We start from the raw sequence: 14,666 nt of genomic DNA, 5'->3' as shown, positions 1-14,666 counted from the left end.
ATCGTAAGACCACCGCTACTCCGGGCCGGGAGCCCTATCCACCGAGTCCGGACGCCTGGCCTCACGAGAGGCGCCCGGCGAGTGCCCGCCTGCCTGCTTTTGGCCGGCGGGCACGCCTACACCGTCGCCGTACGACGCACCCCGCCTCACCTGCCGATATAGCCGCCGGGGCGACGGTCAGCGGGGGCCACGTGCCGCCTTCACGTCAGCGATGAATGCTGACCAGCTGTGACCGCTGAAGGAGACCACGGGTCCGGTGGCGTCCTTGCTGTCCCTCACTGGCACGATGCCGGAAACCCCGTCCGCCACCTCGACGCAGTCGCCGCCCTGGCCGCTGTAACTGCTCTTGCGCCACGTGGTGGCTTCAAGCTTGGGGGTGCTCATCCCTCACTACCTTTCCTGGTTCCATGCTGCTACAGCTCCTGTCGCACTTTGGCGATCAAATCGAGGCTGTCTCTGGGGCTCAGTGCGATGGAGCGCAACGAGTCGAAGATGAGCGTATATTCGCCCGTCTCCTCCGGCGTCTCCATGTAGAGCGTCCCGGTCCGGTGCTCGACGCAGACGACCTCGGAGAAGGACGGGTTGGGGAAGCCGAAGAGGACGAACGATCCGGCTAGTCCAGCATGGGCCCCCGCTGCGTCGGGGATGACCTGGACTTCAACGCTCGGGCGCTCCGCCATCGTCATCAGGTGTTCAAGCTGCTTCCGCATCACCTGGGCTCCGCCCACCTGAAGCCGGAGCGCAGACTCTCCCGGATCATCGGGCACCGCAACTTCAACCCGCGGATTGTGGCTCTGACCCTCACGGATTCCGCACTGCTGTCAGGCGGCGGTGACTCACTGGTCGACGACCTGATTGCCAACCTAGAAGACCCGCAACGTCTCTGGGATCACATCGTAAGGAATCAACTGGGCGAGACCGAACTGAAACTGCTGATGCTCATTCTCTCCTTCATGTCGGATATCCGTCTGGATGACTTGCAGGAACTTTGGATTGAATGTGGTGAATCCTTGCGCGACTTGCGCAGGTCCGTGAATATCCTCGATGGAACAATGCTGAAAAGCGTGGAGCATCAAGGTGCGGTTCATATCGGTTTCCACAACCCTTCCGTGCGAGATTACCTCGTAAATTATGTGCAATCAGACATGGGGGAAGTAACCTCGCTAATAAGGATGGTGAGGAGGTTTGAGCAGATAGAGGCTCTTTGGCTTGTGTTCCCGGCCCCCGGCGGGGGCCCCATGGCCGAAAAATACAGAAGCCGCCGCGATCTGCTTGAGTGCGTTGCATCCACCGCATTTCATGCTGAGCCTGTGCACTTGAGAAACTCTTCAGGCAAAGACTACGTGCGTCGCGCGTGGCTGTACTTGGAAATGGGCAAGGACCTAGGGTCGGAAATTATTCTGCGGCTAGGATTCAAGGCGGCGTCCGATGAAGACACGGTGTTGAATGCTACTGACTCGGCAATCCTTGAAGCGCTCTTGCAGACCTTGTCTCAGAGTGGTCCGCTGGGCGAGGAAGTGCTCTCTAACTGCATTGAGTGGGCTGTCGAATGGATTATGGGCGATCTCAGCGACTGGAACTTGATCGAAGAGGCGGAAGGCTTTCTGAACTCGATTCAGCACTACGACCCTGGCGCTGAAGTTTCGCAGGCCCTAGCTCTGCTGGACTCCGTGCGCGATGACTATGCAGAGACGGCATTCGAGGACTGGGCACAGACGCATCATGACCCCAACATTCCCGGATCGGAAATGAAGGGGGTCATCGAGCACTACGCTGCCAACGGGTCGACTGCACCATTCGATATGGACGAATACGACACGGTATTGCAGCGTCTGGATGACTTCGATGCGGCATATAGATCGACCCTTGCAACTCCGCGGGATGAAGGTGCCGGCCCGACCCGGAACTCAGCAAGAGAAGTTGAGAGCATGATGCAAACTCTTCGCATGCCATCTGAATGATGGGCTAGCGTTCGTCGAGGTTTCTCCAGAGAAGCCCAGTCGGCATAACAATGGCCCGTCCCCGTGGACGGCCGTTTATAGCGAGATTCTCCGAGGAGTACCCGGAAACGGCCAACCCCTCTATGGAGGGCTCACCGGCGGGAGCCCTCCAGAATTGCGGCGATCAGCGCCAAATCGGATTTTGCTCGATATCGATTCGCCCGTAATCGAAATACCGCCCCTTTTTCACCGCCTCTTTGATCGTCACGGCGGCGAACAAGAATCGCATCACAGAATTCATGCGCTGATACTCTCGCTTCTCTTCCAGTTCGTTCCAGCGCTCTCGGGCACTCGGGCCGCCGAGCCCTTCCAGGACTTCCATCGTCGGGCGAGCGATCATCTTCCGCTCAACCTCAGAAATTCGCATTTCAATTGCCTTGCGCATTTCCCGATACTCGCGCGTACTCACTTCACGGCTCTTCCACATGTCTTTCAGCTCGACGAGCTCCTCGCGGTCGGATTCAATGGATTCTCGATCCTCCTCCGAAAGAGATCCCGGAGTCGGAGCGTTAGCCAAGTCAAGCCGCTCCAACAGATTGATCGCTGCCTCAGTGACAAACTTCTCCAGGATGGGCGCCGAAACAGCCCTGTGACATCGCGGGATATCCAACCTCTGAGTGAAATTGCAGACGTACTTGACGCCGGAGCCACCCATCGTCTTACCGCATCCGGTGCACGTTACGATTCCACGCAACAGAAAGAACCTACTCGGTTCCCCCTTTGTTGCTAGTTTCGCTGCCCGATACTTTCGAATCTCCTTGGCTTCCAGCCACATACCACGGTCGATAATTGCGGGCCACTCACCATCCCCGATCTCTTCCCCTCGAAATACCCGGATTCCCGTCACATGGCGATTATCGAGGATGTCTCGAACGCGAGACGCAGTCCAATTCCCTCCCTGAGCCGCCTTCTCGCCTCGCTCATAGAGTTCCTTGGCTAGCTGGTTTGGCCCCGCTCCTTCCAGGTAGCGCGTGAAGATCTCTTTCACGATGACAGCCTCTTTGGGAATGATCTGCGTGCCGGTCTTGTCGTAGCCGTAGCGGCGCCGTCCGGTGTGCGGCTTTCCGTCCTTGGCGCGGTCAACCATGGCGTCGAGAAGGCGGCGCGAAGTGTCATCACTGGAGCGGCAGGCGTGTACCACCTCGATGCGGAGGAAGAACCGGTCATCCGGGTCCGCGAGATTTCGACGGTTCGCCTGCCCGTGCAAGGTGATGTCGTGATCGTCTGCAATCTGCAACAGCTCTTCGAGGTCGCGGGGTTGGCGCATGAGCCGGTCAGGGTGGTAGGTCAGAACGTGCCGGATCCGGCCTTCGTTCGCTTGCGCGAGCAGGGCATCCCAGCCGGGACGCTTCCTCTTGCGCTGCCACGCCGACCGGTTGTTGTCCACGAAGACCTGATCCTCGGCGACGGTGAGGCCAAGCCGTTCGGCAACATCGCGACAGATGCGCTCCTGGCGGTCCACTCCTGTTTGGTCTTCGTCGCTCGCGTGGGAGATCCGGCAGTAGATCGCTGCCGTCTGCCCCTTCCAGTCGGAACGGTGCTTCGTCGCTCGCTGGCTACCAGCTGCCGCCCTCGCGCGAATGGCTCGCTGCGAACGGGCGTTCTCCTGCTGCGCGTTGCTGTCTGCTGTCATGGAAAGAGACTATGAACACGGCTTGATCCACGTCATGCGGTCGCGCTTCCAGGCCGGCGGGAAGCGGCCGTCTCGGGCGGCGGGGAGGCCGAGGGCCGGGGAGTACGCCTGGTAGACGGTGACGGTCGTGTCGGTGTGGAGTGCGCGGATCTCGTGCTGCGGGTCGGGTGCGGCCATGGGGACATCCCAGCACCGGCGGGCCCTCGCGGGCTAACGGGTTTCCGAAGCTGCCATGCCCACAGTGATTCTGACGGCTCGCCACCTGGGTCCGGGCCGGGCCCGCGTGTCACAGGCGCACACTGACATTCGTCATACGGAGGTCAGTACACCCGGCTCTGCCGGTGACCGGGGTCCGGCGGCCAGTCTGTACGTATCGAGAGCGGGAGCCGCGAGGGCGCCGCCGATACGGGAGGAACCCGTCATGAGCAGCCCGGTCGCCACAGTCACCGCACCTGTCGCCGACGCTCCGGCCGGTGCCGTTCCGTTCTCGCCCCGCAAGGCGCTGCTGGACAGCATGATGCCGCTGCTGGTGGATGTGGCGGTGCCGCTCGCCTCGTACTACCTGCTGAAGGTGGCAGGGATGGGCACGTTCGGCGCGCTGGCCTGGAGCAGTGTGGTGCCGGCGGTGCGGACGGCGTGGGGTGTGGTGCGCGACCGGCGGCTCAACGGGCTCGCGGCGCTGATGGTGACGGTCAACATGGTGGGGCTGGCGCTGAGCCTGGTGGCTGGTGACCCGCGTCTGATGCTGCTGAAGGACAGCGGCGTCAGCAGCACCATCGGCCTGGTGTTCCTGGTGTCCGCACTGCGCGGGCGGCCGATGCTGTCGGCGGGGCTGCGGCCGTGGCTGACTCGGGGCGAGGCGGCCAAGTCCGCTGCGTACCAGCGGCTTTCGACGGGGTCGGACGCGTTCCGGCGGGCCGAGACGCGGTTCTCGGCGGTGTGGGGCGTGGCGCTGCTGGGCGAGTGCGCGGTGCGGGCCGTGGGTGCGTACACCGTGCCGGTCGAGACGATGGTGTGGGCCGGCACGGTGGTCCTGATCGCGGCGATGGTCCTGGCGTTCGTCGTCTCGGGGCGGGTGGCTGTCGTACCGATGGAGCGGATGATCGAGGAGGCGGCCGGGAGCGGTCGCTGACCTCCCACGAACCGCTGCAGGGCCGCCCCGGGGGAGTGGCCCTGCAGCTCTGTGTGCCGTCCGGGTCAGTGGTTGCTGGGGAAGCCCAGGTCGACGCCGGCGGGGGCGTCGGCCGGGTCCGGCCAGCGGGTGGTGGTGACCTTGCCGCGGGTGTAGAAGTGCACGCCGTCGTTGCCGTAGATGTGGTGGTCGCCGAAGAGCGAGTCCTTCCAGCCACCGAAGGAGTGGTAGCCCACCGGCACCGGGATCGGGACGTTGATGCCGACCATGCCGGCCTCGACCTCCAGCTGGAAGCGCCGGGCTGCGCCGCCGTCACGGGTGAAGATCGCCGTGCCGTTGCCGTACGGCGAGGCGTTCATCAGCGCCACGCCCTCCTCGTACGTCTCGACGCGCAGCACGCACAGGACCGGGCCGAAGATCTCGTCCTTGTAGGCGTCCGAGTCCGTGGAGACGTTGTCGAGGAGGGAGAGGCCGATCCAGTGGCCGTCCTCGAAGCCCTCGACCGTGTGGCCGGTGCCGTCGAGTACGACGTCGGCGCCCTGGGCGGCCGCGCCGGTGACGTACGAGGCGACCTTGTCGCGGTGGGCGGCGGTGATCAGCGGGCCCATCTCGGACGTCGGGTCGTTGCCGGGGCCGATCTTGATCTTCTCGGCGCGGTCCTTGATCCGGGCGACCAGGTCGTCGGCGACGGAGCCGACCGCGACAACGGCGGAGATCGCCATGCAGCGTTCACCGGCGGAGCCGTACGCGGCGGAGACGGCGGCGTCGGCGGCGGCGTCGAGGTCCGCGTCCGGCAGGACCAGCATGTGGTTCTTCGCACCGCCGAGCGCCTGGACGCGCTTGCCGTTGGCGGACGCGGTGGCGTGGATGTAGCGGGCGATCGGGGTCGAGCCGACGAAGGAGACGACGGCGACGTCCGGGTGGTTCAGCAGACCGTCGACGGCGACCTTGTCACCGTGCAGGACGTTCAGGACGCCGTCCGGCAGACCGGCCTCGGAGGCCAGCTCGGCAAGGAGGTTGGCGGCCGACGGGTCCTTCTCGCTGGGCTTGAGCACGAAGGTGTTGCCGCAGGCGATGGCGAGGGGGAACATCCACATCGGCACCATGGCCGGGAAGTTGAACGGCGTGATGCCGGCGACGACACCGATCGACTGGCGGATCGAGGACACGTCGACCCGGGTGGAGACCTGGGTGGACAGCTCGCCCTTGAGCTGGGTGGTGATGCCACAGGCCAGCTCGACGATCTCCAGACCGCGGGCGACCTCGCCGAGCGCGTCGGAGTGCACCTTGCCGTGTTCGGCGGTGATCAGGGCGGCGATGTCGTCGCGGTGGGCGTCCAGCAGCGCGCGGTAGCGGAAGAGGATCGCGGTGCGGGCGGACAGCGACGAGGTGCCCCACGTGGCGTACGCGTCCTTCGCGGCGGCCACCGCGGCGTCGACCTCTTCCGTGGAGGCGAGCGCGACCTGGGTGGTGACGGCTCCGGTGGCCGGGTCGGTGACCGGGCCGTAGTTGCCCGACGCGCCCTCGACGGTCTTGCCACCGATCCAGTGGTTGACGGTCTTCATACGGTGTCTCCTTCAGAGGTGGCGGCGTCGGTCGGCGAGGTGTCGCTCATGCTCTCCCGTGCTGTGCCCGCCGACGGGCGAGTGGCCTTTTCGGCTACGCCAACATCCCACCACGCCCGCGCCGGAGGGGGGCCCGACACTGTGTCTGCCGTTTCGGTACGGGTGTAGACACGCTGGAGGAGGACGGCCGGGGCGAGGCGCGCCGGCCCGGGGCGATCCGGTACGTGCGCCGCGCGGCTCGACGGGTACCTCCGGCGCGGGGCCGTAGCGAGCGGGGAGTCGTCGCTCGCACTTCGCTCCTGCCAGGGCGAAGCGGCCTCCTGCGCCGGAGGCGATCTGGGCATGGGCGTCACGCGGTACGTACGGGAAGTCGGGACCCCGCTGAACACGCCTTTCCGGCCCAGCAGTTCAAAGATCTCATCTGAGATGTGCACCGTACAGCCACCGGTCGACGGCAGTACGGCCCCCTCACCCTCCCCGGTGACAAGTGTGTGAACTCCTCCCGGTTCCAGGTCCCGGCGGCCGCCCCGGGAACGACGTGACAGCGGTACGCGGTGTTGTCCTCGACGAGAGGACGGGGCCCCGCCCCCCCCTGACGCCAGGCGCCTTCGGGCACTCGGGCGCACGCGCCGCCACACGGAGCCGTCCAGGCATTCCGGCCCGCCGGGGGCGCACCGGCGCCTCTGACCCCGTGCGTTCCTTCTGTCTCAGTGGTGACCTCCTCGTCACACATGTCTCCGTTACGCGGGTTTTCCGTCACAGGCACTCGACAGGCCCACCCCACCTCCCGCCGCCCTCGTTCACCGGTCAGAGGCTGAGTGATCGGCAGCGTCCGTGCCGCAGCTTCCCCCGACGGCCCCCAGGCCACCGCTGCGGCGCAGAGAGGTGGCACGTATGACGGACAGCAGACTCTGGTCCTACAAGGACATCGCCGCACACATCCGGGTGCAGCCGGACACCGTCCGCTCCTACCGCAAGCACGGTCTCCTTCCGGCTCCGGACCATGTGGAGAGCGGTAAGCCCTACTGGTACGCGGACACCATCCGCGCCTGGGTCGCCGCCCGTCCGGGCAACCGGGGCCGCAGGGAGTGACCCCGTCACCTCACCCGGCCGGCCCACTGCCCCGGGGGTCACTCGCATTCATACCCCCTAGGGGTATAGAGTGGTGAGTGTGGAAGCGCACCGGCCTTCCCGGAGTCCCCCTGGGCCCCTGCCGCCACATCCATTTGTGCTCGTCGAAGAGGAGAACACGATGACCGCCGAGACCCAGCTCCCCCAGGCGACCGGCTCCTGCTGCTCGCCCAGCGGTTCCTGCCACGACGGCGCGGACGCCGAGCAGGGCGGCGTGACCACCGTCTACCAGGTGACCGGCATGACCTGCGGACACTGCGAGGGCGCGGTCTCCGAGGAGATCTCCGGTATCGAGGGTGTCACCTCGGTGAAGGCGGTGGCGTCCACCGGCCAGGTGACGGTGATCTCCCGGGCGCCGCTGGACGAGGAGGCCGTGCGCGCCGCCGTCGACGAGGCGGGTTACGAGCTCGCCGGCCGCGCCTGACCGCCTGGGGATCCACCGCACTCGCGTCACCCCTTTGCCGCCGGGCCGGTCCGACCAGCAGATACTGGTGGGGCACGGCCCGGTCGGCGTTTCAGGAGTTCGGACATGCACAGCGCAACAGATGTCGAGGTCCCGGCAGCGGAGAGCTCGCAGGCCGAGCTCACGATCGGCGGGATGACGTGCGCGTCCTGCGCGGCCCGCGTCGAGAAGAAGCTGAACCGGATGGACGGGGTCACCGCCACCGTCAATTACGCGACCGAGAAGGCGCGCGTCATCTTCGGCCCCGATACGGGCCTCGCGGATCTGATCGCCACGGTCGAGAAGACCGGCTACACGGCGGAGCCGGTGCCCCGCCCGGCACCGACGCCGCCCGCCCCGCCTCCCGCCACGCCGGGTCCGGCCGCGGGCGCCACCACGGACACCGCACCGCCCCCGGAACCCGTCGAGGGCCCCGGCTCCGCCCTCGCCTCACTACGGCAACGGCTCATCGTCTCGGCCGTCCTCGCCGCCCCCGTCGTGGCGCTCGCGATGATCCCGGCCCTTCAGTTCGACAACTGGCAGTGGCTCTCCCTCACGCTCGCCGCCCCCGTCGTCGTCTGGGGCGGACTGCCCTTCCACCGCGCCACCTGGACCAACCTCCGGCACGGCGCGGCCACCATGGACACCCTGGTCTCGGTCGGGACCCTCGCCGCGTTCGGCTGGTCGCTCTGGGCACTGTTCCTCGGCGACGCCGGGATGCCCGGCATGCGGCACGGCTTCGACTTCACGGTCTCCCGGGCCGAGGGCGCCTCCACGATCTACCTGGAGGTCGCGGCCGGGGTCGTCACCTTCATCTTGCTGGGCCGCTACCTGGAGGCGAAGTCCAAGCGGAAGGCGGGTTCCGCCCTGCGGGCGCTGATGCATCTGGGCGCCAAGGACGTCGCGGTCCTTCGGGGTGATGCGGAGGTACGCGTCCCCGTGGGCCGGCTGGCCGTCGGCGACCGCTTCGTCGTCCGCCCCGGCGAGAAGATCGCCACCGACGGCACCGTCGTCGAGGGCTCCTCGGCGGTGGACGCGTCCATGCTCACCGGCGAGTCCGTCCCCGTCGACGTGCGGGCCGGGGACTCCGTCACCGGCGCCACCGTGAACGTCTCCGGCCGGCTCGTCGTCGAGGCCACCCGGGTCGGCGCCGACACCCAGCTGGCCCGGATGGCCCGGCTCGTCGAGGACGCGCAGAACGGCAAGGCCGAGGTACAGCGGCTCGCCGACCGGATCTCGGCGGTGTTCGTCCCCGTGGTCCTGGTGATCGCCCTGGTCACACTGGTCACCTGGCTCCTGGTGACGGACGACGTGACCGCCTCGTTCACGGCCGCCGTCGCCGTACTGATCATCGCCTGCCCCTGCGCCCTCGGCCTCGCCACCCCGACCGCCCTCATGGTCGGTACGGGACGTGGCGCCCAGCTCGGCATCCTCATCAAGGGCCCCGAAGTCCTGGAGACCACGCGTCGGGTGGACACGATCGTCCTCGACAAGACCGGCACCGTCACCACCGGAAAGATGACCCTCCAGACCGTCCACACCGCGGACGGTGTCAGCGAGACCGACGTCCTGCGCCTGGCCGGAGCCCTGGAGCACGCCTCCGAGCACCCCATCGCCCAGGCCGTCGCCACCGGAGCCACCGAGCGCACGGGCACCACTCTCCCCACCCCCGAGGACTTCACCAACGTCCCCGGCCTCGGCGTCCAGGGCATCGTCGAGGGCCACGCGGTCCTCGTCGGCCGCGAGGCGCTGCTGGCCGACGCCGGAGTCGACATCCCCGGCCCCCTGACAGCCGCGATGTCGGACGCGGCCGCCCAGGGCCGTACCGCGATCGCGGTCGCCTGGGACGGCGAGGCACGCGGTGCCCTCGAAGTCGCCGACGCGGTCAAGGAGACGAGCACGGCCGCCGTCGCCGATCTCCGCGCGCTCGGCCTGACGCCGATCCTGCTGACCGGCGACAACCGGGCAGTGGCGGAATCCGTCGCCCGCGCGGTCGGGATCGACGAGGTCCGCGCCGAAGTGCTGCCCGAGGAGAAGGTGCACGTCATCCAGCGGTTGCAGGCCGAGGGGCGGGCGGTCGCCATGGTCGGTGACGGGGTCAACGACGCGGCGGCACTGGCCACCGCGGACCTCGGTCTGGCGATGGGAACGGGCACGGACGCCGCGATCGAGGCGAGCGACCTGACGCTCGTTCGTGGAGATCTCAAGGTGGCAGCCGATGCCATCCGGCTCTCCCGACGCACGCTGACCACCATCAGGGGCAACCTTTTCTGGGCATTCGGCTACAACGTTGCCGCTCTACCCCTTGCGGCATTTGGCCTGCTCAACCCTATGATTGCGGGAGCGGCGATGGCCTTCTCCTCGGTCTTCGTCGTGACGAACAGCCTGCGCCTGCGGTCCTTCACGTAATTTCCACAAAGAGACTTAGATCACACCGATTCAGGGGTAACCATTCGGTGGGTTCGCGAGTCTAAGAGTGCGATGCCAAAGGATGTCTTGGGGGACGTCCGACGGAGGGTCTTGGGGGACACTCCGGGCAAGCGTGGGCCGGGGCACGTGCACCGGGGAGCTTTGAGCGGCCCTCCCGTCCGTACGTACCCCGGCAGACCGCAGGCGGCACGCGCAGGCGGTACGAGGAAAAGCGCAGGATCGGCAGGACCAGCAGGACCCAGCAGTACCGAGGAACCCAGGAGCTTCGGCTCCCACTGAACGCCCGGCCGGATCCCGTGGGGGGAATCCGCTCCGGGATATGGGAAGCGCCTCGTTGTCGGCCCGTGGGGGGATCGACGGCGGGGCGCTTCTCGCTTTCCGGCGGGAGCGCTCCCGCTTCCAGCACGGGCCCGGCCCGCTCCGGGCAAGCAAATCGCCCCGGACACCGCGCTCTGTGCGAAAGCGCGGCAGTCGGGGCGAAGCCAACCGGCCGTCAGGCCGGGGTGATGCGGGGTGATGCGTCGGTCAGCGACCCTCGACCGGGACGAAGTCGCGCAGGACCTCGCCGGTGTAGATCTGGCGCGGGCGGCCGATGCGGGAACCCGGCTCCTTGATCATCTCGTGCCACTGGGCGATCCAGCCCGGCAGCCGGCCGATGGCGAAGAGCACGGTGAACATCTCGCTCGGGAAGCCCATGGCCCGGTAGATCAGACCGGTGTAGAAGTCCACGTTGGGGTAGAGGTTGCGCGAGACGAAGTACTCGTCGGAGAGCGCGTGCTCCTCCAGCTTGAGCGCGATGTCGAGCAGCTCGTCGGACTTGCCGAGCGAGGACAGCACGTCGTGGGCCGCGGCCTTGATGATCTTGGCGCGCGGGTCGAAGGACTTGTACACCCGGTGGCCGAAGCCCATCAGGCGGACGCCGTCCTCCTTGTTCTTCACCTTCTGGATGAAGCTGTCGACGTCGCCACCGTTGGCCTGGATGCCCTCGAGCATCTCCAGCACCGACTGGTTGGCGCCACCGTGCAGCGGGCCCCACAGCGCCGAGATACCGGCGGAGATCGAGGCGAACATGTTCGCCTGCGAGGAGCCGACCAGACGCACGGTGGAGGTCGAACAGTTCTGCTCGTGGTCCGCGTGCAGGATGAGCAGCTTCTCCAGCGCCGAGACGACGACCGGGTCCGGCACGTACTCCTGGGCGGGGACCGAGAAGGTCATGCGCAGGAAGTTCTCGACGTAGCCGAGGTCGTTGCGCGGGTAGACGAACGGGTGACCGATCGACTTCTTGTACGCGTACGCCGCGATGGTCGGCAGCTTGGCCAGCAGCCGGATCGTCGAGAGGTGACGCTGCTCCTCGTCGAACGGGTTGTGGCTGTCCTGGTAGAACGTGGACAGCGCGCTGACGACCGAGGACAGCATGGCCATCGGATGGGCGTCGCGCGGGAAACCGTCGAAGAACCGCTTGACGTCCTCGTGCAGCAGCGTGTGCTGGGTGATCTCGTTCTTGAAGGCCGACAGCTCGTCGACCTTCGGAAGCTCACCGTTGATGAGCGTGTACGCGACCTCAAGGAACGTCGACTGCTCGGCGAGCTGCTCGATGGGGTAGCCGCGGTAGCGCAGGATGCCCTGCTCGCCATCGAGGTAGGTGATGGCCGATTTATAGGCAGCGGTGTTGCCGTATCCGCTGTCCAGCGTCACCAGACCGGTGTTCGCCCGGAGCTTCCCGATGTCGAAGCCCTTGTCGCCGACGGTGCTGTCGATCACCGGGTAGGTGTACTCGCCATCGCCGTACCGCAGTACTACAGCGTTGTTGGTGTGCTCGCTCACGTCATCCCTCACCGACGTAGTGCCTCTTCTTCGAGGTTCCCTGACTGTCTCCACCCTCCCCCATTTGGCTCAGGAGAGTGCACTCGGGGTCGTCCATTGGACCTACTCGCGGCACTGAGTGCCGCGAACTTATTCATCCTGCCCCCTTGACTGCGGTTGCGGAAGACCTCCGTGATGTTTCCCACCGATTTGATCGATCATTTTTTCCCGGGATCCTCCGTGGATCCTCCTTCCGCGCCTCCGCGCAGCCGGTAATCCAGCGCCGTACAACGTCTGCCTGCGGAAACCGTGCGGACCGCCTGGCCGATCGCCTGCCGGGAGCCGACCAGCACGACGAGCTTCTTGGCCCTCGTCACGGCGGTGTACAGCAGGTTCCGCTGGAGCATCATCCAGGCGCTCTTCGTCACGGGGATGACGACGGCCGGGTACTCGCTGCCCTGGGAACGATGGATCGTCATGGCGTACGCGTGGGACAGCTCGTCGAGCTCGTCGAAGTCGTAGGAGATCTCCTCGTCCTCGTCGGTGAGCACGCTCAGCTTCTGTTCGTCCAGGTCGAGGGCGGTGACGACGCCGACGGTCCCGTTGAAGACACCGTTCTCCCCCTTGTCGTAGTTGTTGCGGATCTGGGTGACCTTGTCGCCTACGCGGAACACCCGGCCGCCGAAGCGCTTCTCGGGCAGATCGGGGCGGCCGGGGGTGATGGCCTGCTGGAGCAGCCCGTTGAGATGACCGGCCCCGGCCGGGCCGCGGTGCATCGGGGCGAGCACCTGCACGTCCCGGCGCGGATTCAGCCCGAACTTGGCCGGGATACGGCGGGCCGCGACGTCCACCGCCAGCACCCCCGCGTCCTCCGTCTCGTCCTCCACGAAGAGGAAGAAGTCGTTGAGCCCCTGGGTGAGGGGCGGCAGGCCGGAGTTGATTCGGTGGGCGTTGGTCACGACACCGGACTGCTGGGCCTGCCGGAAGATGGTGGTCAGCCGGACCGCGGGGACTGGGCTGCCGTCGGCGAGCAGATCCCGCAGCACCTCCCCCGCGCCGACCGAGGGCAGCTGGTCCACATCACCGACGAGCAGGAGATGGGCGCCGGGCGCCACGGCCTTGACCAGCTTGTTGGCGAGCAGCAGGTCGAGCATGGAGGCCTCGTCGACGACGACGAGATCGGCGTCCAGCGGACGGTCCCGGTCGTACGCGGCGTCGCCGCCCGGCTTCAGTTCGAGCAGCCGGTGCACGGTGGAGGCCTCTGCGCCCGTCAGCTCGGAGAGCCGCTTCGCCGCCCGCCCGGTCGGCGCGGCCAGCACCACCTTCGCCTTCTTCGCGCGGGCCAGCTCCACGATCGACCGGACGGTGAACGACTTGCCGCAGCCCGGCCCTCCGGTCAGCACAGCCACCTTCCGGCTGAGCGCGAGCCGCACGGCGGCCTCCTGCTCGGGCGCCAGCGTCGCCCCCGTACGCCCCGCGAGCCACTTCAACGCGGCGTCCCAGTCCACGTCCCCAAAGGCCGGCATCCGCTCCTCGGGCGTCCGCAGCAACCGTCGCACCTGGGCGGCCAGGGCGATCTCGGCCCGGTGGAACGGCACCAGATAGACGGCCGTGATCGGTTCACCGCCCTCGGGCGACGGCACCTTCTCCCGTACGACCCCCTCCGGCTCCGCGGCGAGCTCGGCCAGGCACTCGATGACGAGCCCGGTGTCGACCTGAAGGAGCTTGACCGCGTCCGCGATGAGCCGCTCCTCGGGAAGGAAGCAGTGCCCCTGATCGCTGGACTGCGACAACGCGTACTGCAGCCCGGCCTTGACCCGCTCCGGGCTGTCGTGCGGAATGCCGACGGCCTGGGCGATCCGGTCCGCGGTGAGGAAGCCGATGCCCCAGACGTCGGCGGCCAGCCGGTAGGGCTGGTTCTTCACGACGGAGATCGAGGCGTCCTCGTACTTCTTGTAGATACGGACGGCGATGGAGGTCGAGACGCCGACGCTCTGGAGGAAGACCATGACCTCCTTGATCGCCTTCTGCTCCTCCCACGCGGCGGCGATCATCTTCGTCCGCTTCGGCCCGAGCCCGGGGACCTCGACCAGGCGCTTCGGCTGCTGCTCGATGATGTCCAGGGTGTCCACGCCGAAGTGTGTGGTGATCCGGTCGGCCATGACGGGACCGATGCCCTTGATCAGCCCGGAGCCGAGGTAGCGGCGGATGCCCTGGATGGTGGCGGGGAGGATCGTCGTGTAGTTCTCGACGGTGAACTGCTTGCCGTACTGCGAGTGGGAACTCCACCGCCCCTCCATCCGCAGCGACTCACCGGGCTGCGCGCCGAGCAGCGACCCGACGACGGTGAGCAGGTCGTTGCTCCCCCGCCCGGTGTCGACGCGCGCGACCGTGTACCCGTTCTCCTCGTTGGCGTACGTGATCCGCTCGAGTACGCCTTCCAGGACGGCCATGTTCGGCGTGGACGAGGTCGTGGAGGACGTCGTGGAGGACATGGTGGACATGCCTGTGACGGTACCGGGCCGGGCTG

General features: G+C 67.0%; 11 protein-coding genes and 2 pseudogenes. 5 read left to right on the top strand and 8 right to left on the bottom strand.

The window, feature by feature from the left end:
* Positions 1 to 177: 177 nt before the first annotated feature.
* The gene (locus ACIBJG_RS34885; RefSeq protein ID WP_399313811.1) at positions 178 to 384 is read right to left on the bottom strand and encodes a DUF397 domain-containing protein; all 207 of its coding nucleotides are present in this window, start codon (positions 382 to 384) and stop codon (positions 178 to 180) included.
* A 29-nt stretch (positions 385 to 413) separates the two neighbouring features.
* Positions 414 to 710, bottom strand: coding sequence for a Scr1 family TA system antitoxin-like transcriptional regulator (locus ACIBJG_RS34880; RefSeq protein ID WP_399313809.1), 297 nt, complete (start codon positions 708 to 710; stop codon positions 414 to 416).
* On the opposite strand from ACIBJG_RS34880, the gene ACIBJG_RS34875 reads away from it, so the two are divergent.
* A complete protein-coding gene (locus tag ACIBJG_RS34875) occupies positions 690 to 1,961 on the top strand; it encodes a hypothetical protein (RefSeq protein WP_399313808.1) in 1,272 nt (423 codons plus the stop codon). The genes ACIBJG_RS34880 and ACIBJG_RS34875 overlap by 21 nt on opposite strands.
* Positions 1,962 to 2,124: 163 nt before the next feature.
* On the opposite strand, the gene ACIBJG_RS34870 is transcribed toward ACIBJG_RS34875, so the two are convergent.
* Entirely contained in the window at positions 2,125 to 3,633 is a 1,509-nt protein-coding gene (locus ACIBJG_RS34870) for a recombinase family protein (RefSeq protein ID WP_399313806.1), read from the bottom strand.
* An 18-nt stretch (positions 3,634 to 3,651) separates the two neighbouring features.
* Positions 3,652 to 3,810: pseudogene (locus ACIBJG_RS34865) on the bottom strand (DUF4291 family protein); the annotation flags it as partial.
* Between the two features lie 244 nt (positions 3,811 to 4,054).
* On the opposite strand from ACIBJG_RS34865, the gene ACIBJG_RS34860 reads away from it, so the two are divergent.
* On the top strand, positions 4,055 to 4,765 hold the full coding sequence (locus tag ACIBJG_RS34860) for a VC0807 family protein (protein ID WP_399313804.1): 711 nt from the start codon (positions 4,055 to 4,057) through the stop codon (positions 4,763 to 4,765).
* A 65-nt stretch (positions 4,766 to 4,830) separates the two neighbouring features.
* Here the strand turns inward: ACIBJG_RS34860 and ACIBJG_RS34855 are convergent, their stop codons facing one another.
* Both ACIBJG_RS34855 and ACIBJG_RS34850 read right to left on the bottom strand, forming a co-directional pair.
* Entirely contained in the window at positions 4,831 to 6,330 is a 1,500-nt protein-coding gene (locus ACIBJG_RS34855) for a CoA-acylating methylmalonate-semialdehyde dehydrogenase (RefSeq protein ID WP_399313802.1), read from the bottom strand.
* Between the two features lie 213 nt (positions 6,331 to 6,543).
* Positions 6,544 to 6,956: pseudogene (locus ACIBJG_RS34850) on the bottom strand (5-deoxy-glucuronate isomerase); the annotation flags it as partial.
* A gap of 268 nt (positions 6,957 to 7,224) precedes the next feature.
* On the opposite strand from ACIBJG_RS34850, the gene ACIBJG_RS34845 reads away from it, so the two are divergent.
* The 3 genes from ACIBJG_RS34845 (at position 7,225) to ACIBJG_RS34835 (ending at position 10,312) form a co-directional block, all read left to right on the top strand.
* Positions 7,225 to 7,422 (top strand): helix-turn-helix transcriptional regulator, encoded by a 198-nt coding sequence (locus ACIBJG_RS34845; RefSeq protein ID WP_399313801.1) that lies wholly within the window; start codon positions 7,225 to 7,227, stop codon positions 7,420 to 7,422.
* A gap of 280 nt (positions 7,423 to 7,702) precedes the next feature.
* The gene (locus ACIBJG_RS34840; protein ID WP_399313849.1) at positions 7,703 to 7,885 is read left to right on the top strand and encodes a heavy-metal-associated domain-containing protein; all 183 of its coding nucleotides are present in this window, start codon (positions 7,703 to 7,705) and stop codon (positions 7,883 to 7,885) included.
* Between the two features lie 105 nt (positions 7,886 to 7,990).
* Positions 7,991 to 10,312, top strand: a complete 2,322-nt coding sequence (locus ACIBJG_RS34835; protein ID WP_399313800.1) for a heavy metal translocating P-type ATPase — start codon at positions 7,991 to 7,993, stop codon at positions 10,310 to 10,312.
* 546 nt (positions 10,313 to 10,858) lie between these two features.
* On the opposite strand, the gene ACIBJG_RS34830 is transcribed toward ACIBJG_RS34835, so the two are convergent.
* On the bottom strand, positions 10,859 to 12,157 hold the full coding sequence (locus tag ACIBJG_RS34830; protein WP_399313798.1) for a citrate synthase: 1,299 nt from the start codon (positions 12,155 to 12,157) through the stop codon (positions 10,859 to 10,861).
* Between the two features lie 197 nt (positions 12,158 to 12,354).
* Positions 12,355 to 14,631, bottom strand: coding sequence for an ATP-dependent RecD-like DNA helicase (locus ACIBJG_RS34825; RefSeq protein ID WP_399313847.1), 2,277 nt, complete (start codon positions 14,629 to 14,631; stop codon positions 12,355 to 12,357).
* Between the last annotated feature and the right edge of the window lie 35 nt (positions 14,632 to 14,666).

Source organism: Streptomyces sp. NPDC050422 (assembly GCF_044458665.1).
Classification (GTDB): domain Bacteria; phylum Actinomycetota; class Actinomycetes; order Streptomycetales; family Streptomycetaceae; genus Streptomyces.
The sequence above is the reverse complement of the archived record's forward strand: the minus strand, read 5'-3'. Positions and strand labels throughout refer to the sequence as shown.

Excerpts from the sequence above, each read along its gene's own strand:
- ACIBJG_RS34885 (WP_399313811.1), bottom strand. The coding sequence starts at position 384 with ATGAGCACCCCCAAGCTTGAAGCCACCACGTGGCGCAAGAGCAGTTAC.
- ACIBJG_RS34880 (WP_399313809.1), bottom strand. The coding sequence starts at position 710 with ATGCGGAAGCAGCTTGAACACCTGATGACGATGGCGGAGCGCCCGAGC.
- ACIBJG_RS34870 (WP_399313806.1), bottom strand. The coding sequence starts at position 3,633 with ATGACAGCAGACAGCAACGCGCAGCAGGAGAACGCCCGTTCGCAGCGA.
- ACIBJG_RS34860 (WP_399313804.1), top strand. The coding sequence starts at position 4,055 with ATGAGCAGCCCGGTCGCCACAGTCACCGCACCTGTCGCCGACGCTCCG.
- ACIBJG_RS34855 (WP_399313802.1), bottom strand. The coding sequence starts at position 6,330 with ATGAAGACCGTCAACCACTGGATCGGTGGCAAGACCGTCGAGGGCGCG.
- ACIBJG_RS34845 (WP_399313801.1), top strand. The coding sequence starts at position 7,225 with ATGACGGACAGCAGACTCTGGTCCTACAAGGACATCGCCGCACACATC.
- ACIBJG_RS34840 (WP_399313849.1), top strand. The coding sequence starts at position 7,703 with ATGACCTGCGGACACTGCGAGGGCGCGGTCTCCGAGGAGATCTCCGGT.
- ACIBJG_RS34835 (WP_399313800.1), top strand. The coding sequence starts at position 7,991 with ATGCACAGCGCAACAGATGTCGAGGTCCCGGCAGCGGAGAGCTCGCAG.
- ACIBJG_RS34825 (WP_399313847.1), bottom strand. The coding sequence starts at position 14,631 with ATGTCCTCCACGACGTCCTCCACGACCTCGTCCACGCCGAACATGGCC.